This window comes from Roseateles sp. P1_C1_2, from assembly GCF_056406535.1.
Window position 1 is genome coordinate 38,016 of the sequence record NZ_JBFUAB010000018.1, and the last position, 22,588, is coordinate 60,603.

20 protein-coding genes are annotated in these 22,588 nt (G+C 68.2%); 9 read left to right on the forward strand and 11 right to left on the reverse strand.

Features of this window, described 5'->3' with window-relative positions:
- Positions 1–122: 122 nt before the first annotated feature.
- Positions 123–2,072 (forward strand): hypothetical protein, encoded by a 1,950-nt coding sequence (locus AC1D2H_RS18490; RefSeq protein ID WP_478011980.1) that lies wholly within the window; start codon positions 123–125, stop codon positions 2,070–2,072.
- On the opposite strand, the gene AC1D2H_RS18495 is transcribed toward AC1D2H_RS18490, so the two are convergent.
- The 4 genes from AC1D2H_RS18495 to AC1D2H_RS18510 all read right to left on the reverse strand — a co-directional run bounded on the left by AC1D2H_RS18495 (position 2,056) and on the right by AC1D2H_RS18510 (position 6,524).
- Positions 2,056–2,751, reverse strand: coding sequence for a pseudouridine synthase (locus tag AC1D2H_RS18495; RefSeq protein ID WP_478011981.1), 696 nt, complete (start codon positions 2,749–2,751; stop codon positions 2,056–2,058). The two genes, AC1D2H_RS18490 and AC1D2H_RS18495, sit on opposite strands and share 17 nt — an antisense overlap.
- On the reverse strand, positions 2,748–3,143 hold the full coding sequence (locus AC1D2H_RS18500) for a YchJ family protein (RefSeq protein ID WP_478011982.1): 396 nt from the start codon (positions 3,141–3,143) through the stop codon (positions 2,748–2,750). Before AC1D2H_RS18500 ends, AC1D2H_RS18495 begins: the two co-directional genes overlap by 4 nt.
- 10 nt (positions 3,144–3,153) lie before the next feature.
- Positions 3,154–5,415, reverse strand: coding sequence for a putative bifunctional diguanylate cyclase/phosphodiesterase (locus AC1D2H_RS18505; protein ID WP_478011983.1), 2,262 nt, complete (start codon positions 5,413–5,415; stop codon positions 3,154–3,156).
- 158 nt (positions 5,416–5,573) lie between these two features.
- Positions 5,574–6,524 (reverse strand): bifunctional helix-turn-helix transcriptional regulator/GNAT family N-acetyltransferase, encoded by a 951-nt coding sequence (locus AC1D2H_RS18510; RefSeq protein WP_478011984.1) that lies wholly within the window; start codon positions 6,522–6,524, stop codon positions 5,574–5,576.
- Between the two features lie 80 nt (positions 6,525–6,604).
- On the opposite strand from AC1D2H_RS18510, the gene AC1D2H_RS18515 reads away from it, so the two are divergent.
- Entirely contained in the window at positions 6,605–8,368 is a 1,764-nt protein-coding gene (locus AC1D2H_RS18515; protein WP_478011985.1) for a DUF885 domain-containing protein, read from the forward strand.
- A gap of 14 nt (positions 8,369–8,382) precedes the next feature.
- Entirely contained in the window at positions 8,383–8,652 is a 270-nt protein-coding gene (locus AC1D2H_RS18520; RefSeq protein WP_478011986.1) for a hypothetical protein, read from the forward strand.
- Position 8,653: 1 nt separating this feature from the next.
- On the opposite strand, the gene AC1D2H_RS18525 is transcribed toward AC1D2H_RS18520, so the two are convergent.
- On the reverse strand, positions 8,654–9,391 hold the full coding sequence (locus tag AC1D2H_RS18525) for a DUF481 domain-containing protein (protein ID WP_478011987.1): 738 nt from the start codon (positions 9,389–9,391) through the stop codon (positions 8,654–8,656).
- 107 nt (positions 9,392–9,498) lie between these two features.
- Between AC1D2H_RS18525 and AC1D2H_RS18530 the strand changes: the two genes are divergently transcribed.
- A complete protein-coding gene (locus AC1D2H_RS18530) occupies positions 9,499–11,886 on the forward strand; it encodes a UvrD-helicase domain-containing protein (protein ID WP_477929338.1) in 2,388 nt (795 codons plus the stop codon).
- Between the two features lie 151 nt (positions 11,887–12,037).
- Here AC1D2H_RS18530 and AC1D2H_RS18535 read toward each other — a convergent pair whose 3' ends face one another.
- Positions 12,038–12,850: a class I SAM-dependent methyltransferase gene (locus AC1D2H_RS18535; RefSeq protein WP_477929340.1), complete on the reverse strand. Its 813-nt coding sequence runs from the start codon at positions 12,848–12,850 to the stop codon at positions 12,038–12,040.
- 63 nt (positions 12,851–12,913) lie between these two features.
- Here AC1D2H_RS18535 and AC1D2H_RS18540 point away from each other — a divergent pair, with 63 nt between their 5' ends.
- Positions 12,914–13,339 carry a PaaI family thioesterase gene (locus AC1D2H_RS18540; protein WP_478011988.1) on the forward strand — a complete coding sequence of 142 codons (426 nt, stop codon included), beginning with the start codon at positions 12,914–12,916 and terminating at the stop codon, positions 13,337–13,339.
- 19 nt (positions 13,340–13,358) lie between these two features.
- Here the strand turns inward: AC1D2H_RS18540 and AC1D2H_RS18545 are convergent, their stop codons facing one another.
- Positions 13,359–13,592, reverse strand: coding sequence for a hypothetical protein (locus tag AC1D2H_RS18545; protein WP_477929344.1), 234 nt, complete (start codon positions 13,590–13,592; stop codon positions 13,359–13,361).
- A 223-nt stretch (positions 13,593–13,815) separates the two neighbouring features.
- On the opposite strand from AC1D2H_RS18545, the gene AC1D2H_RS18550 reads away from it, so the two are divergent.
- Positions 13,816–14,220 (forward strand): HPF/RaiA family ribosome-associated protein, encoded by a 405-nt coding sequence (locus AC1D2H_RS18550; RefSeq protein WP_478011989.1) that lies wholly within the window; start codon positions 13,816–13,818, stop codon positions 14,218–14,220.
- Positions 14,221–14,257: 37 nt separating this feature from the next.
- Here the strand turns inward: AC1D2H_RS18550 and AC1D2H_RS18555 are convergent, their stop codons facing one another.
- The 4 genes from AC1D2H_RS18555 to AC1D2H_RS18570 all read right to left on the reverse strand — a co-directional run bounded on the left by AC1D2H_RS18555 (position 14,258) and on the right by AC1D2H_RS18570 (position 18,539).
- Positions 14,258–16,234, reverse strand: a complete 1,977-nt coding sequence (locus tag AC1D2H_RS18555; protein ID WP_478011990.1) for a PhoX family protein — start codon at positions 16,232–16,234, stop codon at positions 14,258–14,260.
- Between the two features lie 137 nt (positions 16,235–16,371).
- Positions 16,372–17,196: a BPSS1780 family membrane protein gene (locus AC1D2H_RS18560; RefSeq protein WP_477929564.1), complete on the reverse strand. Its 825-nt coding sequence runs from the start codon at positions 17,194–17,196 to the stop codon at positions 16,372–16,374.
- A 2-nt stretch (positions 17,197–17,198) separates the two neighbouring features.
- Positions 17,199–18,212: a homoserine kinase gene (locus AC1D2H_RS18565; protein ID WP_477929350.1), complete on the reverse strand. Its 1,014-nt coding sequence runs from the start codon at positions 18,210–18,212 to the stop codon at positions 17,199–17,201.
- Positions 18,213–18,245: 33 nt separating this feature from the next.
- Positions 18,246–18,539 carry a hypothetical protein gene (locus AC1D2H_RS18570; RefSeq protein ID WP_477929352.1) on the reverse strand — a complete coding sequence of 98 codons (294 nt, stop codon included), beginning with the start codon at positions 18,537–18,539 and terminating at the stop codon, positions 18,246–18,248.
- Between the two features lie 42 nt (positions 18,540–18,581).
- On the opposite strand from AC1D2H_RS18570, the gene polA reads away from it, so the two are divergent.
- From polA to AC1D2H_RS18585, 3 genes are all read left to right on the forward strand, one after another.
- The gene (gene polA, locus AC1D2H_RS18575) at positions 18,582–21,356 is read left to right on the forward strand and encodes a DNA polymerase I (protein ID WP_478011991.1); all 2,775 of its coding nucleotides are present in this window, start codon (positions 18,582–18,584) and stop codon (positions 21,354–21,356) included.
- A gap of 81 nt (positions 21,357–21,437) precedes the next feature.
- A complete protein-coding gene (locus tag AC1D2H_RS18580; RefSeq protein WP_478011992.1) occupies positions 21,438–21,791 on the forward strand; it encodes a type II toxin-antitoxin system prevent-host-death family antitoxin in 354 nt (117 codons plus the stop codon).
- A 172-nt stretch (positions 21,792–21,963) separates the two neighbouring features.
- Positions 21,964–22,584 carry an ATPase gene (locus AC1D2H_RS18585; protein ID WP_478011993.1) on the forward strand — a complete coding sequence of 207 codons (621 nt, stop codon included), beginning with the start codon at positions 21,964–21,966 and terminating at the stop codon, positions 22,582–22,584.
- The last annotated feature ends 4 nt before the right edge of the window (positions 22,585–22,588 follow it).

Consider the following 22,588-nt stretch of genomic DNA (forward strand, 5'->3'; position numbering starts at 1 on the left):
TCTGATCCCAACCGGATTTGCGCGCTGTCGCGGACGCAACCCCGTGGCTCGGCGGTTAGCCCTGGCCAGGCTCACCCTTATGCTGCGCGCCTCGAACAAGACAACAGGGCAGGGAGAGGGGTATGACCTTCCAGCAAAGGAAGGCCGCAGGCATTGCCGTGGCCGTGGTGACGGCATTGATGACGGCCTGCGGTGGTGGTGGCGGCGGGGGATCGCCAGCGCCAGCACCGGTTCCCGCTCCGGCGCCTGCACCGGCTCCCGCCCCAGCACCTGTGCCGACGGGCATGGTGCCGGCCCCGAGTGCTCTCGGTGCCGTGCTGCAGGAGCAGGCCGCCGTGCTGAGGCCCATGGAGGACGGCGCCCGCTGGCACTATCGCTATCGGGCCTTCCTCGGCAAGGGGCTGGAACTGATGGAAGTGGGGCAAAGAAAGGCCAGCGACGGCGGGCTGGTCGAGGTGATGTCGCAGGAGTTGCCCACGCGGCCGTTGACCGCCGCCGTGAGCGTCAATGCCCAGGGCCATGTCCGCGCCAGCGGCAGCTATCGGCTGACGCCCGCCGCGACGCCCGTCGCCTACGACAGCTTCGAGCTGCGCTCGCCGGTGCGGGTGAACGAGCAGATCGTCGTGCTGGACCAGCGCATCGAGCAGAGCGGCCGCGATGTCGATGGCGACGGCAAGATCGACCCGGCCGATGTGGCCATCTGGCGCACCGTCGTCGGCAATGAGCCGGTCACCCTGACCTGGCTCGCCGAGCCCATGACGGCGGTGCGCGTGGACACGACCACGGTGGTGCGCTTCCAGCCCAGCGGTGGCGGCGCGGCGCAGTCCACGACGACCCAGGTCAGCACCTGGTATGCGCCGCAGGTGGGTATCGTCCGCGAGGCGACGGCTGGCAGCTGCTGCAGCTTCTTGCTGGACAACGATCGCACCTTGGTGGGCTATGCCCACGGCGATGCGGGCATTGGCTACACGCCGATGTTCTTCGCAGAAGACTGGCCAGTGCCCAGCGCGGACTTCGCGGCCACGCTGAAGCTTCCCGCCGGCCTGCTGCTGGCCGAGCCGCGCGGGCTGCGCCTGGTGGACCCCTACGGCCGCCCCATGGCCTTCCATGCCTTCCCCGATGTCAGCCTGCTGGGCCAGACGGGCGGGACCACCTGGGCCATGCGCCGCGTGACCGTCGTCACCGATGGCGTGCGCTACGACCTGCACCGGCTGGCCGCGGACGGCAAGCCCGAGGCCGCGCCCTACAGCAGCTTCGATCCCCTGCAACTCGCTCCGCGCAGCGAGGAGAAGCAGACGCCCCGCTTCGCGTGGGCTGAGGGCAGCGGCGTCCTGTGGGCCTATTGGTTTGCCAGCCGCGACGTGAGCGGCACGGGCGTCGGCCAGCGTGTCGCCGTCGTGCGTCGCCACGATGGTCAGGAGTTGGTTGGTGGTGAGATCTGGATTCCGCTGGGCAGCCGAGGCTATGCGGACACGCTGCAGGCGGTGGCGCAGCCTGACGGTCTGCTGCTGAGTTGGCGGGATGGTGTGGACCAGCATGTCGCGCGCGTGGCGCCCGATGGCCGCGTGTCGGCGGCGCCGGTGGTGGATGCCACGACCTTCATGGACGGCTTCACGCTGTTCGATGACGGGACAGGGCCGCACGCCCTTTGGTGGGGCTATACGACGGCGTGCTCCTGCAACCGCACGCATGGGGTGCGCCTGGACAGCAACGGCGCAATGCTCGGGGTGGCATATGACGTGACTTCGCTGCTCAATGCGTCGCTACCCGGCCTCATGGACAGGAGCGGCGGACTGAACGCGCAACGAATGACCGGCTACAAGGGCAACTGGGTCTATGCGGAACCGGTGCACGGCGTGGTGTACTTCGATGAGCAGCTCCAGCGCTACCACCTGGACGTTCGCCTGATGAAGGTCGGGAGCGGTGCACCGACCTCTGACATGAAGGCCACCGCGCGCATGCGCATCCCCGACCTGCGTCCGATGACGGCCCCCATCGTCTTTGACAAGCATTCACTGATCCTGACGACCACCGACGGCCTGATGATCCCCGTCGTCATCTGGCACCGCTAGACGGCCAGTCGGGGCCAGGCGCGGCTTCGAGCACCAGCGCCGTGCCGATGACCGGGTGAATCAACCTGAGCTCGCGCGCATGCAGCCACAGCCGCTGCAGGCCGAGATGCGCAGCCACGGCCCGGTTCAGCGGCCCCTTGCCGTGGGTCGCGTCACCCAGGATGGGGTGGGCGATGTGCTTCAGGTGGCGGCGGATCTGGTGGCGGCGGCCTTGCAGGGGCTCGGCTTCGAGCAGGGCGACGCGGGTGGTGGTGAAGCGCGGGTCGGTGACCAGCGGCCAATCGAAGCGCTGCAGCAGCCGCCAGCGCGTCTGCGCGGCCAGCATGGGCTGCCCCGCCGACGGCAGCTCGGGATCTCGGGCCAGCGGGTGATCGATGAGACCTTCATCGTCGCCCGGCCAGCCGCGCACGAGAGCCAGATAGCGCTTGTCCATCCGCCCCTGCTCGAACATCGCGCCGAGCAGCGACGCGATCTCGGCCGACAGCGCGAACAGCAGCACGCCCGAGGTGCCGCGGTCCAGTCTATGCACCGGCCAGACCGTGCGGCCGAGCTGGTCGCGCAGCAATTGCAGCGCGGCCTCGTCCTCGCCCGCAGCGAGCTGGGTGCGGTGCACGAGCAGGCCCGCCGGCTTGTCGATGGCGACGAGGTGCTCGTCCTGATAAAGCAGGGTCAGAGTCAATTTTTCAGGTCACCATCGACGTAGAGCCACTCGCCGTTCTCACGCACGAAGCGGCTGACCTCGTGCAGGCGATGCGCGCGGCCGCCGAGCTTGCTGCGCGCCACGAACTCGACCGTGCCATGGTCGGCGTCCTGCATGGCGGCGCGCTTCACGTCGAGGCCCAGCCACTTCAGCCCAGGCTCGGGCGGCTCCAATTCGGTGGGGCGGGTGCTGGCATGCCAGCTGGCGAGCAGGTAGTCGCGCAGGTCCAGCACAAAGGCCGAGTAGCGCGAGCGCATCAGCGCCTCGGGCGTGGCGGCGGTCAGGCCACTGCTTGCCGCAAAGGCTTGATGCAAGGGGCCACAGCAGGTGGCGTAGGTGGTAGAGCGACCGCAGGGGCAGGGCATGTCCATGCCCGGCACTCTAGCGCTTGGCTCCTCCCGAGCGGCCGTCCGGAAAGGCCTCGATCAGTCCCGCCAGCGGCAGCGGCCGCCCCAGCAGCCAGCCCTGGCCGAAGCCGCAGCCGCATTCGCTCAGCACCTTGAGCTGATCCGCACTCTCGATGCCTTCGGCGATGACCTCCAGCTGCAGATGCCGGCCGAGGTCGACGATGGTCTGGGCGATGGCGCGGTCGCGGTCGCCGGTGGGCAGGTCGCGCACGAAGCTGCGGTCGATCTTCAACGAGCTGATGGGCAGGCTTTTCAGCATGGCCAGCGACGAGTGGCCCATGCCGAAGTCGTCCAGCGAGATCTCGAAACCGATGTCGCGCAGCTGATGCATGACGCGTTTCACCTGCTCGGGCTGGCGCATCAGCATGCCTTCGGTCAGCTCCAGCACGACTTGCGAGGGCGGCACCTCGAGTCCGGCCGACATGGCCCTGAGCATCTCGGGCAGGGCGCTGCTGGTGAACTCCGACGCCGCCATGTTGACGTGGATCTTGAGCTTCTCCAGCACACCGCCCTTCAGCGAGGCGAGGTCGCGCAGCGTCTGGCCCAGCACCCAGCGGCCGATGTCGACGATGAGGTCGCTCTGCTCGGCGATGGGGATGAAGACATCGGGTGGCACCGTCGTGCCGTCGGGCTTGTGCCAGCGCAGCAGCGCCTCCACGCCATGCAGCGCACCCGAGGCGATGTCGACGATGGGCTGGTAGACCAGGCGCAGCTGTTCCGTCTGCAGCGCCTCGTGCAGCTCGGTCTCGATGGCCAGGCGCTGGGCCAGCTTGGCGCGCTGCTGGGCCAGGGTGTCGGGGCTGCTGGTCGAGAACACATTGCTGCCGTTGCGGCCGTTCTGCTTGACGCGGTACATGGCCGCATCGGCGCTGCGCAGCAGCTCCGGGCCGCTCTGGCCGTTCTCGGGGAAGCGGCTGACGCCGATGCTGGCCGACACGGTCAGCGCCACGCCCTCATAGCCGAAGGGGCGGTTGGCCGCGGCGAGCACGGCGTCCACCAGGGTCGCCAGCCCCTCCTCGGCGCCGCTGTCGGGCACCAGGATGGCGAACTCGTCGCCGCCCAGGCGGCCGACGCGGGCCGGCGGCGGCGCCAGCTTGCGCAGCCGTTTTGCGAACTCCTGCAACACCGCATTGCCGGCCTCGTGGCCGAAGGCGTCGTTGATGGGCTTGAAGCGGTCCAGGTCGATGAACATCAGCGCAAAGCGCCGGCCCTGGTGATGGCTCAGCGCGCAATGGCGATTCAGCTGGGCGTAGAAATGGGCGCGGTTGTCCAGCTCGGTCATCTCGTCGACCTGGGCCAGGCGGTGGATGACGGCCTCGGTCTCCAGGCGCTGGGCGGTCTGGGCGATCAAGGCGCCGATGGTGGCCGAGACCTTGGGCAGCTGGGCCTCGGGCTGGCGGGCCAGGCTGCTGTAGAACTCCAGCACGCCGGGGCGGTGGCGCTCGCCGTTCTCCGACACATAGGTGACCGGGAAGACATAGCCCGACCACAAACCGCACATCTGGGCGCTGCCGCGGCGCAGGAAGCGCGGGTCGGTGCTCATGTCCTCCACCCATTCGGCCTGGCCGGTGGCCCAGACACGGCCGACCAGGCCCTCGCCCGGCGCCATCTTCAGCGACGCGCTGACCGCGCTGAACTGCTCCAGCCGCGCGTCGGGTTGGTGCCAGAAGTGGCGGCAATGCAGATGGCTGCCGCCGCCTTCCATATTCCAGTAGGCGCCCCATTCCCAGCCGAGATTGCGGCAGATCAGCTGGATGACGTTGCGGATCGCGTCCTCCAGCGTGTGGGTGCCCACCAGGTACTCGGTCAGCGCATAGCCCAGGCGCTCGCGCACGGCGGCGTGGGTGAGGGCTGTCACGTCCTGCAGCAGGCCATGGCGCCAGCGTGGCCGCGCCGGGTCGGGCGGCAGCGGCGTCACGCGCAGCCAGCGCAGGCCGCGCGCCAGGCCCGCGACGCGGATGTCCAGCGGGCGCTGGGGCTGGGCGCCGGTCCAGAGCTGGATCAGTTCGGGCAGGTCGTCCTCGACGACATGGCCGAAGCAGGTGTCCAGGCCGCTGGCCGAACGGCTGGGCATCTCGAGGTATTCGGCCGCCGTGGACGACAGATGGGTGACGCCGGTCTGCGGGTCGTACCACCATTGGCCGAAACCGGCGGCCTGTTCCAGATGCTGAGGGCAGGCGGCGGCGGGCGAGGGGAGATGTCGCGGCGGTCCGAACTGGATAGCCGCGGCCGGCATGCTGACTCCCCGATTGCTGGTCATGGGCGGCACAGCGCAAATCGCATGCCAGGGCGATGCCAGATCCGCAATGTGCAGAACCGCACGACTGCGCGGGTGCGCGCGGTTTGATGGCACCTCAAGCGTGCGGTGGCCCGCACACCCCTGGTGCGGCGCGCCTAGAGGACCAGCTCCCAGCTCTCGCTGATGACATCCTGGCCGAAGCTGTTCAGGGCCTCGCTGTGCACCAGCCGGTAGCCCTCGGCCGTGTAGATGGCACGGGCGGCGCTCAGTGCGCTCTGCGTCCACAGCTCGATGCGCTTGTAGCCCGCCTCGCGCGCGAAGTCGCTGCATTGGCGCACCAGGCGCTTGCCCAGGCCCAGGCCGCGTGCATGCGGCTCCAGCAGCAGCAGGCGCAGCTTGGCGACGCCGGCGCGCGGCTTGCCGGTGGCCCCATCTTGAGTCTCATTGCGCGCCTGCACCAGCATCACGCAACCCAGCCGCTCGGCGCCACGTGCAGCGATCCAGCAGGCCTCGCGCCCGGGCTGGAAGCGATCGACGTAGTCGGCGCAGATGCGGGCCACGAGGGCCTCGAAGCGGGTGTCCAGCCCATATTCGGCGGCGTAGAAGGCGCCATGCCGCTCGACGATCCAGCCCAGGTCGCCGGGCTGGGGCGCGCGCAACTCCACGGGCGTTGCCGCGTCGGGCTCCAGCATGGCCTGGATGCGCGACATCGAGCCCAGCAGCGCCTGGCGTTGCGGCGTGGACAGCGGCGCCAGCATGGCCTCGGCCTTGGCCGTGCCCGCGCGGTCCAGCGGCACGAAGGCGCGCTTGCCGGCGGCGCTGAGCTTGAGCAGGGTCTGGCGGCCGTCGCTGGGGTGGGACTGGCTCGCCAGCAGGCCGCGGTTCTTCAAGCCGCGCAGCAGGCGGCTCATATAGCCGGCATCCAGTTGCAGGCTCTTGCTCAGCGCGGCCGCGCTGACGGGCGCGTGATGAGCCAGCTCCCACATCAGCCGGGCCTCAGGCAGCGTGAACTCGCTGTCGGGCAGCTTGGGCGCCAACACGCCGATGCGGCCCGTGTAGAAGCGGTTGAAGGCGCGGATGTCCAGGGCTTGGGTCGAGGTGCTCATGAGTGCATCATGGTGAATATGATTGCTTTTGGCAAGTATTTTGGCGTGCCATGATGCCGGGCGCCAATCCGGGAGCCTGCATGCTTCGAGCCCTCCGAGTCGCTCTGCTGCCTTTGCTGGCCGGCCTGCCGCTGGCTGTTGCCGCGTCGCCGTCGGCCCCGCAGGGCTGGCGCACGCTGCTGGCGGACTACGACCTCCATCTGCGGGCCACCGACCCGTTGCGCGCCGTGCTGGTGGGCGATACCGCCGCACTGGCGCGCTGGCCGGACGACAGTGCCTCCGCCCTGACCGAGCGCCGGCAGCGGCTGCTGAAGTTGCAGGCCCGCATCGTGGCGCTGGGCAGGTCCAGGCTGACGCCCGAGGACGCATTGAGCCGCGACTTGCTGGCCGAGCGGGTCGACCTCGATCTGCAAGGCCTGGCCTTCGACGAGTCGCGCCTGCCCTATATCGGTGGTGACGGCTTCTACACCGTGCCCAATTACGCGGCCGACGGCGTCGTGCTGCGCGACGAGGCGCAGGCGCGAGCCTGGCTGGCCAAGATCGCTGCCTTCCCGGCCTACTACCGCGCGCAGGCCGACAACCTGAAGCGCGGTGCGGCCAGCGGCTTCGTGCGGCCGCGTCTCATCGCCGAGCGCGCGGCGGCGGCCTTGCGGGCAAGAGCAGATCAACCCGCCGAGGCCCACGCGCTGATGAAGCCGCTGGCCGAACTGCCGTCCACGCTGGCGCAAGCGCTGCGAGCCCAGCTTCAGGCCGAAGGGCTGGCCCTGGTGCAGCGCGCGGTGAAGCCGGCAGAGCGCGAGATGGCCGAGCTGTTCGAGCGCGTGGTGGTGCCGGCGGCCAGCCCGGTCCTGGGCATCACGACCTTGCCCGAGGGCCCGGCCTACTACGCCTATCTGATCCGCCGCCAGGCCTCCACGCGCATGTCGCCCGAGGCCATCCATGCGCTGGGGCTGAGCGAGGTGGCCCGCATCGAGGCCGAGATGCGGCAGGTCATGGCCAGCACCGGCTTCAGCGGCAGCCTGGCCGCCTTCTCGGAGCAGCTGCGCGCCGACCCACGCTTTCGCGCCGCCAGCCTGGACGATTACGTGAGCCGCACACGGGATGTCGCCAAGCGGGTCGATGCGCTGCTGCCAGCCTATTTCCGCCGCCTGCCGCAGCTGAGCTTTGGCGTGCGCGTCGTGGCGCCGGAGATGAAGGAGTCGTCCTCGGGCTACAACCCGGGCAGCTTGACGCAGGGCGTGGCCGGCACGGTGCTGGTCAATGCCGATGCGGTGGAGCACAGCCCCCTCTACAGCCTGACGGCCTGGACGCTGCACGAAGGCGCGCCAGGCCACCACCTGCAGATCGCGCTGGCCCAGGAGAGGGAGGACCTGCCGGCATTCCGGCGCCTGGATGACTTGAATGCCTATGTGGAGGGCTGGGCGCTCTATGCCGAACACCTGGGCGTGGAGATGGGCCTGTACCGCGACGCGTATGAGCATTTCGGGCGCCTGTCCTTCGAGATCTGGCGCGCCTGCCGCCTCGTTGTCGACACCGGCCTGCATGCCAAGGGCTGGACGCGCGAGCAGGCCGTGGCCTACTTGCGCGAGCACACGGCGCTGGGCGCCGGCTTCATCGAGACCGAGGTGGACCGCTACATCGGCTGGCCGGCCCAGGCCCTGGGCTACAAGCTGGGCGAGCTGCGCATCCGCGCGCTGCGCGAGCGGGCCGAGCGCGAGCTGGGTGCTCGCTTCGTGCTGCGCGACTTCCACGATGCCGTGCTGCGCGGCGGGGCCATGCCGCTGGATCTGCTGGAGCGCGAGGTGAATCGCTGGATAGGCGCTAGGCTGGCGGCTGGACGCTGAGATCGGAGATCGTTTTGGGCATCGTCGTGTATTGGCTGGAGAGCGAGGGCGAAGAGGCTGCGCCCGTCTGCCAGTTATTCAGCAGCAAGGAACTGACCCAGGCCCTGGCCTGGGCCGAGGACAGGCGCCGGGCGGGGCATCGCCACGTCAGCATCTCGACCGAACTGGACGAGAGCGTGGGCAAGCCCGGTGTCTCGGCCGTGGAGGGGGGCAAGACGCCGGACGGCGAAGCCTACGAATGGTCCAAGGCCGGCCGGGCCGGCAAGGTGCGCAAAGGCCGCTGAGTCAGAACTTGTAGCCGAAGCCGACCGTCAGCAGGTTGTCGGTCTTCTTGGTGCCCAGCGGCACGCGGCTGGTGTAGCGGCTGGCCAGGCCGGCGTTGAGCGTCCAGGCGCCGCTGATCTGCGTGGCGAGGCCCGCGTCGAAGGTGGCGCGGTTGCCGAGGTCGCCGCCGCCGGGGTAGTAGACGAGGCGCTGCTTCAGCGTCGTCGTCTCGCTGACCTTGTGGCTGGACTCTTCACCGAACAGCACTTGCGCGCCATTGGCCTCGGTGCCGTCCGTGAGGCGGGTGGCCGTGTAGCCGAGACCGCTGAAGATGTCCCAGTTGGTGGCATCGTCCTTCACCAGGTGATAGCCGAGACCGCCATTGACGCTGTAGCGGTCGCGCACGCCGCCGGCCTTGTTGGTCTCGGCGTCTGCACCGCCGAAGGCGAACCACTGCGGGCCGAAGTTGAAGTCGTAGCGGCCGCCCAGGCGCAGCAGGTCGGCGGTGGTGGTGTCGACGCCCGCGTTCTTGTTGCGGCCGTAGTTGGCGATGCCGAAGAGGCTGAGCTTGTCTTCGGCCGTGGCGACGCTGGCATCCGCATTGGCGGCCAGGGTGCGGCTGCTGCTGTTGCCGCTGGCCAGGGCGCCGGCGACGCTGAGGCCGCCATGCCACTTGCCGTCCGGTGTGTCCTGGGCCTGGGTGGCCTGCGAAGCGAGGGTGAGGGCGACGACGCCGAGGGCGAGAGTGAGACGTGGCATTCGGAAAGTGGGTCTTACGGGGAAAACCAGAAGTATCGCCAAGGCACTCGCGGGAACGCGGTGGTCCCCAGCCGGGTCTGTAAGAGGCGGTTCCCTAAAATGCCGGCATGACCTCTTTCCCTGTCGACGCTGCGGTCGACGCCGCTTCCAGCCCCCTGCTGCGCAATCTCAACCCCGAGCAACTGGCCGCCGTGACCGCGGCACCGGAGCCCGCCCTCATCCTGGCCGGTGCCGGCTCCGGCAAGACCCGTGTGCTGACCACCCGCATCGCCTGGCTGCTGCAGACCGGCCAGGTCAGCCCGGGCGGCATCATGGCCGTGACCTTCACGAACAAGGCCGCCAAGGAGATGCTGACGCGGCTCTCCACCATGCTGCCCTTCAATGTGCGCGGCATGTGGATAGGCACCTTCCACGGCCTGTGCAACCGCTTCCTGCGGGCGCACTGGAAGCTGGCCAACCTGCCCCAGGCCTTCCAGATCCTGGACGCCAGCGACACGACGTCGGCCGTCAAGCGTGTCATCAAGGCGATGAAGCTCGATGAAGAGCGCTTCGTCCCCAAGCAGGTGGGCTGGTTCATCGCCGGCTGCAAGGAAGAAGCCCAGCGCCCCGGCGACGTGGAGCAGCGTGACGAGCAGACGAGGAAGCTCGTCGAGATCTACGCCAACTACGAGGACCAATGCCAGCGCGAGGGCGTGGTGGACTTTGCCGAGCTGATGCTGCGCTCCTACGAACTGCTGCGCGACAACGCGGCGGTGCGCGAGCACTACCAGCACCGCTTCCGCCACATCCTCGTCGACGAATTCCAGGACACCAACAAGCTGCAGTACGCCTGGCTGAAGATGTTCGCTCCGCCCGGCCTCGATAGCGGCCAGAGCCTCTTGGCCGTGGGTGACGACGACCAGAGCATCTACGCCTTCCGTGGCGCGCGCGTCGGCAATATGGCCGACTTCGAGCGCGAGTACCGCGTCAAGAAGGTCATCAAGCTGGAGCAGAACTACCGCAGCTTTGGCCACATCCTGGATGCCGCCAACGAGCTGATCAGCCGCAACAGCCAGCGCCTGGGCAAGACGCTGCGCACCGATGCCGGCCCGGGCGACCCCATCCGCGTGCAGGAATCGCCCAGCGACTTTGCCGAAGCGCAGTGGGTCATCGAGGAGATCCAGAGCCTGCACCGCGGCGGCATGGACCGCCAGGAGATCGCCATCCTCTACCGCAGCAATGCGCAGTCGCGGGTCATCGAGTCGGCGCTGTTCAACTCGGGCATCCCTTACCGCGTCTACGGCGGCCTGCGCTTCTTCGAGCGCGCCGAGGTCAAGCATGCACTGGCCTACCTCAGGCTGCTGGAGAACGCCAACGACGACACCAGTTTCCTGCGCGTCGTGAACTTCCCGACGCGCGGCATCGGCGCCAAGACGCTGGAGAACCTGCAGGACGCCGCCAAGGCCTCGGGCCGCAGCCTCTACCAGAGCGTGGGCGCCATCACCGGCAAGGGCGGGGCCAACCTGGTTGCCTTCACCAACCTGATCGACTCGACGCGCAACCTCACGCAGGGCATGACGCTGCGCGAGATCATCGAGCAGGTGCTGGAGACCTCGGGCCTGCTGGATTTCTACCGCACCGACAAGGACGGCGCCGAGCGGCTGGAGAACCTGGACGAACTGATCAATGCGGCCGAGGCCTTCGTCATGCAGGAGGGCTTTGGCAAGAACGCCGTGGGCCTGCCCGTGGACGAAGTGGCGCCGAGCGTGCAGTCCACCGGCACGCCGGGCGCGGTGCCCGACGCCGAGACGGGCGAGATCATGTCGCCGCTGGTGGCCTTCCTGACGCATGCCTCGCTGGAGGCCGGTGACAACCAGGCCCAGGCCGGCCAGGACGCCGTGCAGCTGATGACCGTCCACTCGGCCAAGGGCCTGGAGTTCGATGCGGTCTTCATCACGGGCCTGGAGGAGGGCCTGTTCCCGCATGAGAACTCGATGTCCGACCATGACGGCCTCGAGGAGGAGCGCCGCCTGATGTATGTCGCCATCACGCGGGCGCGCCAGAAGCTGTCACTCAGCTTCTGCCAGACGCGCATGCTGCACGGACAGACGCGTTATCACATCAAGAGCCGCTTCTTCGACGAGCTGCCCGAGGAAGCGCTGAAGTGGCTGACGCCGCGCAACCAGGGCTTCGGCTCGGGCTTTGCGCGCGAGTACCAGCAGGCCTGGCAGCGCGGCAGCGGCCTCAAGGGCATGGTGGGCGCCGGCAATGTGCCCAATCGTGGAGAGAGGGCGGCCTGGGTCGAGCCGCCCGTGCCGCCCAGCATGAAGCAGAAGGTGTCGGAAGAACATGGCGGCCTGCGCGTGGGCAAGGGCGTCTTCCACAACAAGTTCGGCGAGGGCGTGTTGCTGACGCTGGAAGGTTCGGGCACGGATGCGCGGGCCCAGGTCAACTTCGGCCGCCACGGTACGAAGTGGCTGGCCTTGTCGGTCGCGAAGCTGACGCCGATCGATTGACTGCCCCTCGCCCAGATGCACCCCTGCTGAACGCGGGTGCATCTGGTCGGTCCCCCGAGGGGACGGCGATGCTTGCCGGATTGACCGGCAAACATCGCCCAAGGCGGGCCGGCTAGGGAGCGGCCCGGCGCTCGGCCCGCAACACGAAGGACTATCGCCCGATGATCACCACGTGGGCCTGGATGCGCGTGTCCAGAGGACCGGCTCCAAATCTGTCGGCAAAGGCGCGAGCGACGAGGGCCGTCATCTCCGGCAGCCGGCCCGGCGCGCGCGCCTCGATCTCGGTGCGCAGCGGCGTGCCCTGGCAATAGCCCAGGGCGGCCGGGGAGGGGGAGTCGGCGCGGGCCCGCAGCGGCAGCGTGACGATGTCGGCCTCGCGCTCGAAGCCACCGGCTTGCAGATCGGCACGCAGCACGTCGATGTCGTGATAGCCATGCGGCGTGCGGGCCATGAAACGCGGCGGGTCGTCCGGGAAGGCCTGGGCCAAGGCCTCGGTGGCCGTCTTGGCCAGCTCGTTGCTGTCGATGTGGTCCCAGACGTTGAACAGGAAGAAGCCGCCCGGTTTCAGCACGCGGCGGATCTCGGCATAGGCCTCGGCCTTGTCCGGGAAGAACATCGCGCCGAACTGGCAGGCCACGAGTTCGAAGCTCTCGTCCTCGAAGGGCAGGTCCATGGCGTCGGCCAGCCGCCATTCGACGGGGCGCTCGGTGCCCAGCGTGGCGGCCATGTCGATCATCATCGCGTTCAGGTCGCTGGCGATGATGTGCGTCTCGGGCGGCAGTTCGGCCACCAGGCGGCGCGTCAGCACGCCGGTGCCGGCGGCAATCTCCAGCACCTCGGCCGGCCGCAGCGCAGCCGCCCTGGCCGCCAGATCGAGCGCATAGGGCTCGAAGATCAGCGGCACCATATAGCGCTCGTAGAGCTCGGGGATGGAGCCCGTGAAGCCCCGGTCGTTGAGGTTCATGGGCCGATTCTGAGGCGATGCTAGGCTGTTCAGTGCTGTCTTCGCATTTACTTGCAATTCGCCATGACCGAACACCGCCCCTCACACGCCGAGCTGAACGCTTTCCTGCTGGCCGAGTTCCCGCAGAACCGCTGCACGCTGGAGGAGGTGGACGAAGAAGACGGCAGCGTCGTCGTCGCCCATCCCGTGGGTGAGCGCGAGCTGCGCCCCGGCGGCACGGTGTCGGGCCCGGTCATGATGACGCTGGCCGACGTGGCCCTCTACCTCGCCATCCTGGCGCGCATCGGCATCGTGCCGCTGGCGGTGACGACGAATCTGTCCATCAACTTCCTGCGCAAGCCGCGCGCCGACCGGCGTGTCGTTGCGCGCTGCCGGTTGATGAAGCTGGGCAAGACGCTGGCGGTGGGCGAGGTCTACATCTATTCCGAAGGCGAAGACGAGCCGGTGGCGCATGCGACGGGCACTTACGCGATTCCGCGGGAGCGCTGAGACGCCGCTACCTGTGGATTCAGTGCTCAAACCATTCGTCTGCGTTCGTGTTCGGCATTTGCTGCATGAAGCGCAGTCCTATGACGGCTGGCGCGTAAACCAGCGGCCCCCACAGGTCGGCGACTACGGAACCGTGCTGGATGTTCTGAGTGCGCCAAATCTTCCAGACAAGTATGTCGTTGAGAGCTGCCTTCCAGACGGCAGCAGTCTTTGGCTTGCGGACTTCTTTGCTGAAGAGATCGAAGTCGATCACTCGGTCGAGGTCTAGCCCTGCGCTACAGGGGGCGACGCCGCCCGCTGGGCGTTGACGTTCAGCACCCACTTGCTGGAGTTGAATCGGCCGTCACGTACCGCTTCTTACCGGCGGTTGCCGGCGCAGTCTTCAACGACCTCCCAAGGCACTGAAGCACCTCACGGCATGCCGCTTGCCCCCTTCCTTTCAAGCGCGCGACTTCCGTACGCCGAAAGGAAATGCGATGCAGGTGCATATCGAGACGGACAACCATGTGGAGGGCAGGGAGAAGCTGATCGAACATGTCGAGGGCGTGATCCGCGATGCCGTGGATCACTACAAGGGCCAGGTGACGCATGTGGAAGCGCATCTGGGCGACATGAACAGCGGCGAGAAATCGGGCCCCGACGACATGCGCTGCCTGCTGGAGGCGCGCGTGGTCGGACTGAAGAACATCGCGGTCAAGCACCAGGCCGAAAGCCTGCACCTGGCGATCGAGGGTGCGGCCGACAAGTTGACGCGCGCCCTCGACTCGGCACTCGGCAAGCAGCAGGACCGCCAGCGACGCCATGCGGGCACCGGTGAGCTGAGTGCCGATGTGGCCCGCGAAGTCGACGAGGGGGCGTCGCCTGCGGCCGAGCCACGGTGATGCACAAGCGGGGCTGCTCCGGCAGCCCTGCCCGCAATCAGCCGATCTTGCCCAGCTTGACGCTCGTGGCCGCACCCGTCAGATAGCCCACCTGGGCGCCGAAGCGGTCCTTGTAGTTGGCGCGCACCAGCGGGTCCAGCGTGGCCTTGACGACGTTGTGCAGCGGCACGCCCCAGTCGCCGGGATGCTGGAAGTTGCTGGTGATGTAGGTCCAGCCGTTCAGGTCGTCCACCACGCCCAGGCCGGTGGCCTCGGCGCCCGAAGGCATGGACACGAGGCGGGTCAGAGCCTTGGTGTCGACGTTGTAGGCCCAGACGAAGTTGTTGACGTGGTAGCTGCTGTCCTCGCCGATGAAGAGGGTGCGCAGCTTCTCCGAGAACTTCAGGTTGTCTGGCGCGCCGATCTTGTCGGGGTTGGCGAGGTTGCCCAGCGCATCTGCCGTGGCCAGGTCTTCGCCGATGAGCAGGGTCTTGGTCAGGGACGGCACCCAGTCGCTGGTGATGGCTGCGCCTGCCGTGTCCTTCTGGCCCGTGCTCAGCGTGTGGGCCAGCACGCCGCCGGCATTCAGCGCCTTGTCGAGGGTGATGTTGGCGGCCTCGTTCCAGGCCGCGTTGCCGCGCACCATGGAGCTCTGCATGTTCTGCAGCGCCGAGTAGGCGATCTTGTCCTTGGCGTTGACGGTCGTGCCTTCCATCTTGGTGAAGGCCATCGAGCCACCCTTGAGCGCGGCGTAGCGATGCGTCTCGAGGAAGGCGGCGGCCTTGTCCATGCCGGCCTTGACGCGCACCCACTGCACCTTGCCGCTGAACCAGATCTTGGTGAAGCTGGCGTCCAGCGGGTCGGTGGTGGCCACGTCCATGATGTCGGTGGCCTTCAGGGTGTCGGCCAGGGCCTTGATCTCGGCGCTGGTGGCCGAGCCGAGCTTGATCCACGTGATGGGCGCACCGGCGGCGGCCGTGTCCAGCGAGAAGCCGGCGCCGAACTTGGCCACATACAGCGAGCCGGCGGAGAGGTCCTTCTCCTTGTCGGCCACGAACATGAAGAAGCCGCCGTTGGTCGCGTCGTCGCCCATGATGGCGGTGCGGTTGTCGGGCATGACCTGGATCAGCTCGTGCGAGATGCGGCCCAGGCAGTAGTGCTTCTTGATGGTGCCGGTGCCATCGGGGTTGACGGTCACTTCGGGCAGATGGCCGTAGTGGTAGCAGTTCGCCTTGGTCTCGTCGCCGAACAGGTTCTTGCTGTAGGCCTTGAACTGCGCGTTGCTGGCGATGGTGAAGGCGTCGGGCTCGTACTCTTCGCTGGACAGATGGGTGCCCCAGGGCGAGAGGCTGGCGCCGCAGGTGATCCACAGGCCCATGGCGGGCGCGGTGTCGACGTTGTGGTACTTCACCAGCGACAGGCGGCCGGTGGCGGGGTCCTGGTCCAGCGTCAGCACGGCGATGGGCGAGGGCAGCTTGCCGTACATGTCGGTCTTGCCGTCCTGGGCCCAGGTCGTGTATTCGAACTGCACGACGGCGAAGACGGCGTTGCCCTTGATGCCGGACACGGTCGCGTTGTCGAGCTTGAGCAGCGAGGTGCCGTCGGGCGAGTCGCTGAAGAACTGGCGGTCCTTGCCCGCCACGGTCGTGTCGACGATGGGCTTGCCGGCGAAGTCGACATAGCCGCCGGCCAGCAGGGTGCCGCCCTTGCCGTCGGAGACGAGGTCGCCGGTCGTGAAGAAGGGGGCGTAGGCGAGCGAGAAGCCCTGGGTGCTGTCGTCGCTGAACTTGACCATCAAAGTCGAGTTGACGAGGGTCTTGGCCATGTCGGCCGGCGTGGCCAGGCTGGGCGCGGCCATGGCCACGAAGCTGGCGGAGGCGAAGCTGGGGGCGGGCGCGTTGTTGTCGTCGCTGCCACCGCCGCAGCCGGTCAGCAGGCTGGCGACGGCGCTGCCGCCCACCGTTCCAGCGATAGGAAGCATCAGGGGAGCGCCCAGGAACTTGAGGGCGTGGCGACGATTCAGGGATTCGGACATTTGGCGACTGCTACAGAGAAAGGCTGCACAGCCGAGCCCCGCGCGAGGTCGCACGCCGGCCCGGCACGAGCCGTGCAATGTAGGAATCCTGCATGTCATCCGCGTTAAAACGCGGGCCCGGTGCAGCAACCGGGGCGTCAGGCCTGCTTGTCGTCCAGCAGGTTCTGCGGCGCGCCGAACATGAAGCAGTCGACGAAAGTGAAGTAGAGCGAGGCGTAATAGACCGGCGACAGCAGCAGGCCCGTGATCTGCAGCGACATGACCGGGTCCGCCGGCAGCCCCAGCATGCCGCTGAGCAGCAGCAGCAGGCTGAAGCAGGTGGCGATCAGGGCCACCCAGAGCAGGGCGTTCAGCAAAAAGGCCGCCTTGTTGCGCCACAGGGCCAGCGTGCTGGAGAACAGCGCCTGGGCCACGCCCTGGCCGCCCCAGTGCACCAGCGCCGGCGCGTGCCAGAACGGGATCGCCAGCGCCAGCAGCCCCAGCCCCAGGGCCAGGCCGCTCCAGACCAGCCGCGGGTCGGTGGCGGCGGCTTCGATGGCGGCCTTGTCGGGCGCGGGGGCGGCCATCAGTTGCTGCAGCTTGTCGGAACTGCCGCCGTCGATCCAGTGGGACAGCAGCATGACGACGACGATGCCGGCCAGATAGGTGGCGCACAGCGCCATCTGGTGCCGGGTGCGCTCGGGCGTCAGCCGCAGGGGGCTCAGGAAGGTGTCGACGCCCGGCCGCTTGCGCTGCAGGGCCAGGTGCGTCGCCAGCATGAAGCCCAGCGAGATCAGCGGCATCACCGCCAGCAGCAGCGGCGTGCCGACGACGGGTGCCATCAGCGCGATCAGCTTGGAGCACAGCGTGAGCGCCAGGATGGCCATCGAGAAGGCCCAGGGCTGGCGCTGGAAGACGCGAAAGCCGTGGCGTATCCAGAGCCGGCCATTGCCGGCCGGCACCTGTTGCAGATGCAGCTGCATCGTCACGTGGCCGCCTCGTCGTGCAGCGCGTGCCAGGGCTTGGCGATGCGCTCACGCAGCACGCGCTCGAAGTGGCGCGGGTCGTGGGCCTTCAGCAGGCTGGCCTCGCGCGGCAGGTGCAGGTCGTACAGCCGCGACAGCCAGAAGCGGAATCCCGCGGCGCGCAGCAGGGCGGGCAGCAGGCGGTGCTCGGCGCCGGACAGCGGCCGCACGCTTTCGTAGGCGGCGACGAAGACGGCGGCGCGCTCCTCGATGAGGCGGCCGTCGGTCAGGTCGATGCACCAGTCGTTCAGGCAGACGGCGAGGTCGAAGAGCCAGGTGTCGCAGCCGGCGAAATAGAAGTCGAAGAAGCCGGTCAGGCGCTCGCGGCCCGGGCCCTCGCCGGGCTCGAACATGACGTTGTCGCGGAACAGGTCGGCGTGGATGGGACCCGAGTGATGTGCCAGCAGGTCGGCATAGCGGGCCGACGCGGCGAGCTGCTCCTGGTAGGCCAGCTCGGTTTGCAGCAGGTCGGCCTCGGCCGCGTCCAGGAAGGGCAGCAATTGCGGCGCCACCTCGCGCCACCAGGGCAGGCCGCGCAGATTGGGCTGGTAGAGGGCGAAGTCCTGGCCGGCCAGGTGCATGCGCGCCAGCGTGGCGCCGACCTGGCTGCAGTGGAAGGCGTCGGGTGCGAGTTGGTGGCCGCCATGCAGGCGGTCGACGATGGCCGCCGGCTTGCCCGCCACTTCAAACAGGATCTCGCCGCTGGCATCGGCGTGGGGCTCGGGCACGGGCACGCCGCGCTGGGCCAGGTGCTGCATCAGCCGCAGGTAGAAGGGCAGCTGCTCGGCCGTCAGGCGCTCGAACAGCGTCAGCACATAGCGGTGCAGATGGCCGTCGCCCTGGGTGCAGTCGACGAAGTAGTTGGTGTTCTCGATGCCGGCGCCAATGCCGCGCAGCGACGAAAGCTGCCCCAGGGCGAGATGGTCCAGCAGGGCTTGCGCCTGCTCAGGGCTGACTTCGGTAAAAACGGCCATGGGTCCAGAAAGCGGCTCTCGGGCCGCCTGCGATCAGAATTTGAGAACTCGCCAGACCCGCGTGCCGGAGCCGCTCTTGCTCAGGCCCGTACCCGTGCCGCCGGCCGATTCCCGGCCTGCGTCATTGACGACGATTTCGTAGTCCGGTGCCTTGGTGAGCTTGTTCTTGACCGTGACTTTCTTGGTCTCGCCGCGCACCTTCAGCTCCTCGATGCGGACCTGGTCATCCTCGGCCACGGTCTGTTCGACCTTGGGCTCGGGGGGTGGGTCGGCGAAGGCGCTCGCGGCACAGGCAGCGAGCAGGAGGAGTACGGCGGGGCGAAGCATGCTGCCGATTCTAGGCGGGCACCTGGCCGAGAATCCCTCTCCATGAGTAAACCCATCCTGCTGCTGGTCGACGGTTCCAGCTACCTCTATCGCGCCTTCCATGCCATGCCCGACCTGCGTGGCCCCGAGGGGCAGCCCACCGGCGCGGTGCGCGGCATGGTGGCCATGCTGAAGAAGCTGCAGAGCGACATCGGCGCGGCGCACGCCGTCTGCGTGTTCGACGCACCGGGCAAGACCTTCCGCGACGACTGGTATCCGGAATACAAGGCCCAGCGCTCGCCCATGCCGCCGGAGCTGCGCGCCCAGATCGAGCCCATCCACGAGGTCGTCAAGCTGCTGGGCTGGCCCACGTTGACGGTGGCGGGCGTCGAGGCGGACGACGTCATCGGCACCCTGTGCTGCATCGCGGCCACCCAGGGCCACCGCGTCATCGTGTCGACCGGCGACAAGGACCTGGCCCAGCTCGTCAATGCCGACGTGGAGCTCATCAACACGATGAGCAACGAGCGGCTGGACGAGGCCGGCGTGCTGGAGAAGTTCGGCGTGCCGCCCAACCGCATCATTGATTACCTGACGCTGATGGGCGACACGGTGGACAACGTGCCGGGCGTGACCGGCGTCGGTCCCAAGACGGCCGCCAAGTGGATTGCCGAATACGGCTCGCTGGACGGCGTCATCGCCGCAGCGCCCGCGGTCAAGGGCAAGGCCGGCGAGAACCTGCGTGCGGCGCTGGACTGGCTGCCCATGGGTCGCAAGCTGGTCACCGTGAAGTTGGACTGCGAACTGGCCGAGCACGTGGCGGGCTGGCCTGCTTTGGAGGAGCTGGCCTTCCGCGAGCCGGACAAGGCGGCGCTGGGCGAGTTCTACGTGCGCAACGGTTTCAAGGCGTGGCTGGATGAGTTGACCGGCACCGCAGTGGTCGCCAAGCCCAAGGCCACAACTGGAACATCAGCCGTGGCCAATCCGGGCTTGTTCGACGAGCCCGAGCCACCTGCCGGTGCGGCAGACGTGGCGCGCCAATACGACACCATCCTGAGCTTCGAGCAGCTGGAATCCTGGCTCGTCCGCCTGCACGCCGCGCCGCTGTGTGCGCTGGACACCGAGACCGACTCGCTGGACCCGATGGCCGCGCGCATCGTCGGCATCTCCTTCGCCGACAAGCCGGGCGAGGCGGCCTACATCCCGCTGCACCACAGCGGCCCGGATGCCCCCGAGCAACTGCCGCTGGACCAGGTGCTGGCCCGCCTCAAGCCCTGGCTGGAGGACGAGTCCGCCAAGAAGATCGGCCAGAACCTGAAGTACGACCGCCACGTGCTGCTCAATCACGGCATCCACCTGGCCGGCGTGCAGCACGACACCCTGCTGCAAAGCTATGTGCTGGAGGCCCACAAGACACACAACCTCGAGGCGCTGGCCGAGCGCCACCTGGGCCGCAAGGGCCTGAGCTACGAGGACCTGTGCGGCAAGGGCGCGCACCAGATTCCGTTCGCCCAGGTGGATGTGGCCAAGGCCACCACCTACTCGGGCGAGGACTCCGAGATGTGCCTGCACCTGCACAGCGTGCTGTGGCCGCAGATCGAGGCCGACGCGGGGTTGAAGCGCATCTACGCGGACATCGAGATGCCGACGGCCGACCTGCTGGCGCGCGTGGAGCGCAACGGCGTGCTGATCGACTCCGAGCGCCTCAAGCTGCAAAGCCACGAGATCGGCCAGCGCCTGGTGCTGCTCGAGCAGCAGTGCTACGAGATCGCCGGCCAGCCTTTCAACATCGGCAGCCCGAAGCAGATCGGCGACATCCTGTTCACCAAGCTGGGCCTGCCCGTCGTGAAGAAGACCGCCACCGGCGCGCCGTCCACCGACGAGGAGGTGCTGACCGAGTTGGCCGCCGACTTCCCGCTGCCGGCCAAGATCCTCGAATACCGCGGCCTGTCCAAGCTCAAGAGCACCTACACCGACAAGCTGCCGCTGCAGATCAACGCCCACACCGGCCGCGTGCACACCAACTACGCCCAGGCCGTGGCGGTGACGGGGCGGCTGTCCAGCAACGAGCCCAATCTGCAGAACATCCCCATCCGCACGGCGGAAGGCCGGCGTGTGCGCGAGGCCTTCATCGCGCCCGAGGGCTTCAGAATAGTCAGCGCCGACTATTCGCAGATCGAGCTGCGCATCATGGCCCACATCAGCGAGGACCCGGGCCTGCTCAAGGCCTTCCAGGAGGGCCAGGACGTGCACAAGGCGACGGCCAGCGAGGTGTTCGGCGTGGCGCTGGGCGAGGTGTCCAGCGAGCAGCGCCGCTATGCCAAGACCATCAACTTCGGCCTCATCTACGGCATGGGTGCCTTCGGCCTGGCCAGCGCCCTGGGCATCGAGCAGAAGGCGGCCAAGGACTACATCGAGCGCTATTTCACCCGCTTTGCCGGCGTCAAGAAGTACATGGACGAGACCAAGGCGAGTGCGGCCGAACTCGGCTATGTGTCGACGCTGTTCGGCCGGCGCATCTATCTGCCCGAGATCCGTGGCGGCAATGGGCAACGCAAGGCCGGAGCCGAGCGCCAGGCCATCAATGCGCCCATGCAGGGCACGGCAGCCGACCTGATCAAGCTGGCCATGCTGGCCGTGCAGGCGGAACTGGAGCGCGCGGGCAAGCAGTCCAAGATCATCATGCAGGTGCACGATGAACTCGTCTTCGAGGTGCCCGAGGCCGAGCTGGACTGGATGCGCACCGAGGTGCCGCGCCTGATGGCGGGCGTGGCCGAGTTCAAGGTGCCGCTGCTGGCCGAGGTGGGCGTGGGCGCGAACTGGGAAGAAGCGCACTGATTTCAGCGGCGGCAATCCCCTAAATTTCCTATTTTTCACAAAATAGGCAAAATACCGGCCATGCCAGTCGGGAGCCTCATCATGTCCGCAGTCCTCGAACAAGCCCTGGCCGACCAGCTCCCCAGCGTGTCGGCCACCCAGCTCGTGGCGGGTATCCAGAAGGTCGGCCGCACGGTCGCCGCCCATGGCGCGGTGCTGATCACCAAGCATGACCAGCCCGCCTTCGTGCTGATGTCGGTCGAGCGCTACCGCGAGATGCAGCGCGCCGCCGAGCCCGACCTGGGCGCCCTGGGTGGCGAGTTCGACGCCATGCTGGCGCGTATGCAGGGCCAGGGCGATGCGCTCGCCGACGCCTTCTCGATGGCGCCCGAGGCCCTTGGTGCCAACGCCGTGAAGGCGGCCAAGCCCCGCAAACCCGTCCGCAAGGCCGCCTGAATGAGACGGCCCCTCGCCCAGTTTGGCCTCGCTGGACGCGAGCCAACCTGGCCGGTCCCCCGAGGGGACGGCGATGCTTGCCGGATTGACCGGCAAGCACATCGCCTGACGGGCCGGCTTGGGAGCGGCCAGGCGCTCGGCCCGATGCCGACAGCCGCAATGGATTACTGAGTTGCCGGCACGCCTATATGTGCTGGCCGGCGTCAACGGCGCCGGCAAGAGTTCCATCGGCGGTGCGGCCATCACGGCCAGCGGCGCCGAGTTCTTCAACCCCGACATCGCCGCCGCGCGCTTGCGCGAACAGCAGCCCCATCTCACTGCCGAACAAGCCAATGGCCTGGCCTGGACGCTGGGTCGCCAGGGGGTGGAGAAGGCGCTGGCGGAGGGCCTGACCTATGCCTTCGAGACGACGCTGGGCGGCACCAGCATCGCCAGGCTGTTGCTGGATGGCGCCCGCGACGGCGCCGAGGTGCATGTCTGGTATGCCGGCCTGGCGACACCCGAGCTGCATCTGCGCCGCATCCAGGCACGCGTGGCCGCCGGCGGGCATGACATCCCCGAGACCAAGGTGCGCGAACGCTTCGACGCGAGCCGTGCCAATCTCGTCAAGCTGATGCCGGTGCTGGCCAGCCTGCGCGTCTACGACAACAGCTTCGAGGCCGACCCTCGCGCCGGCCGTCGGCCGCAGCCGGTGCTGCTTTTGCAGATGCAGGCCGGCCGCGTTGTCGCCCACGCGCCGTTGCGCAGCGTGCCCGCCTGGGCAAAACCTTTGCTGGCGGCTGCGCTGCGTTGACTAT

Bases quoted from the DNA above. Each gene is read 5' to 3' on its own strand.
- AC1D2H_RS18490 (WP_478011980.1), top strand. From the start codon at position 123: ATGACCTTCCAGCAAAGGAAGGCCGCAGGCATTGCCGTGGCCGTGGTG.
- AC1D2H_RS18500 (WP_478011982.1), bottom strand. From the start codon at position 3,143: ATGGACATGCCCTGCCCCTGCGGTCGCTCTACCACCTACGCCACCTGC.
- AC1D2H_RS18505 (WP_478011983.1), bottom strand. From the start codon at position 5,415: ATGCCGGCCGCGGCTATCCAGTTCGGACCGCCGCGACATCTCCCCTCG.
- AC1D2H_RS18510 (WP_478011984.1), bottom strand. From the start codon at position 6,524: ATGAGCACCTCGACCCAAGCCCTGGACATCCGCGCCTTCAACCGCTTC.
- AC1D2H_RS18515 (WP_478011985.1), top strand. From the start codon at position 6,605: ATGCTTCGAGCCCTCCGAGTCGCTCTGCTGCCTTTGCTGGCCGGCCTG.
- AC1D2H_RS18525 (WP_478011987.1), bottom strand. From the start codon at position 9,391: ATGCCACGTCTCACTCTCGCCCTCGGCGTCGTCGCCCTCACCCTCGCT.
- AC1D2H_RS18530 (WP_477929338.1), top strand. From the start codon at position 9,499: ATGACCTCTTTCCCTGTCGACGCTGCGGTCGACGCCGCTTCCAGCCCC.
- AC1D2H_RS18535 (WP_477929340.1), bottom strand. From the start codon at position 12,850: ATGAACCTCAACGACCGGGGCTTCACGGGCTCCATCCCCGAGCTCTAC.
- AC1D2H_RS18540 (WP_478011988.1), top strand. From the start codon at position 12,914: ATGACCGAACACCGCCCCTCACACGCCGAGCTGAACGCTTTCCTGCTG.
- AC1D2H_RS18550 (WP_478011989.1), top strand. From the start codon at position 13,816: ATGCAGGTGCATATCGAGACGGACAACCATGTGGAGGGCAGGGAGAAG.
- AC1D2H_RS18555 (WP_478011990.1), bottom strand. From the start codon at position 16,234: ATGTCCGAATCCCTGAATCGTCGCCACGCCCTCAAGTTCCTGGGCGCT.
- AC1D2H_RS18560 (WP_477929564.1), bottom strand. From the start codon at position 17,196: ATGCAGCTGCATCTGCAACAGGTGCCGGCCGGCAATGGCCGGCTCTGG.
- AC1D2H_RS18565 (WP_477929350.1), bottom strand. From the start codon at position 18,212: ATGGCCGTTTTTACCGAAGTCAGCCCTGAGCAGGCGCAAGCCCTGCTG.
- AC1D2H_RS18570 (WP_477929352.1), bottom strand. From the start codon at position 18,539: ATGCTTCGCCCCGCCGTACTCCTCCTGCTCGCTGCCTGTGCCGCGAGC.
- polA (WP_478011991.1), top strand. From the start codon at position 18,582: ATGAGTAAACCCATCCTGCTGCTGGTCGACGGTTCCAGCTACCTCTAT.
- AC1D2H_RS18580 (WP_478011992.1), top strand. From the start codon at position 21,438: ATGTCCGCAGTCCTCGAACAAGCCCTGGCCGACCAGCTCCCCAGCGTG.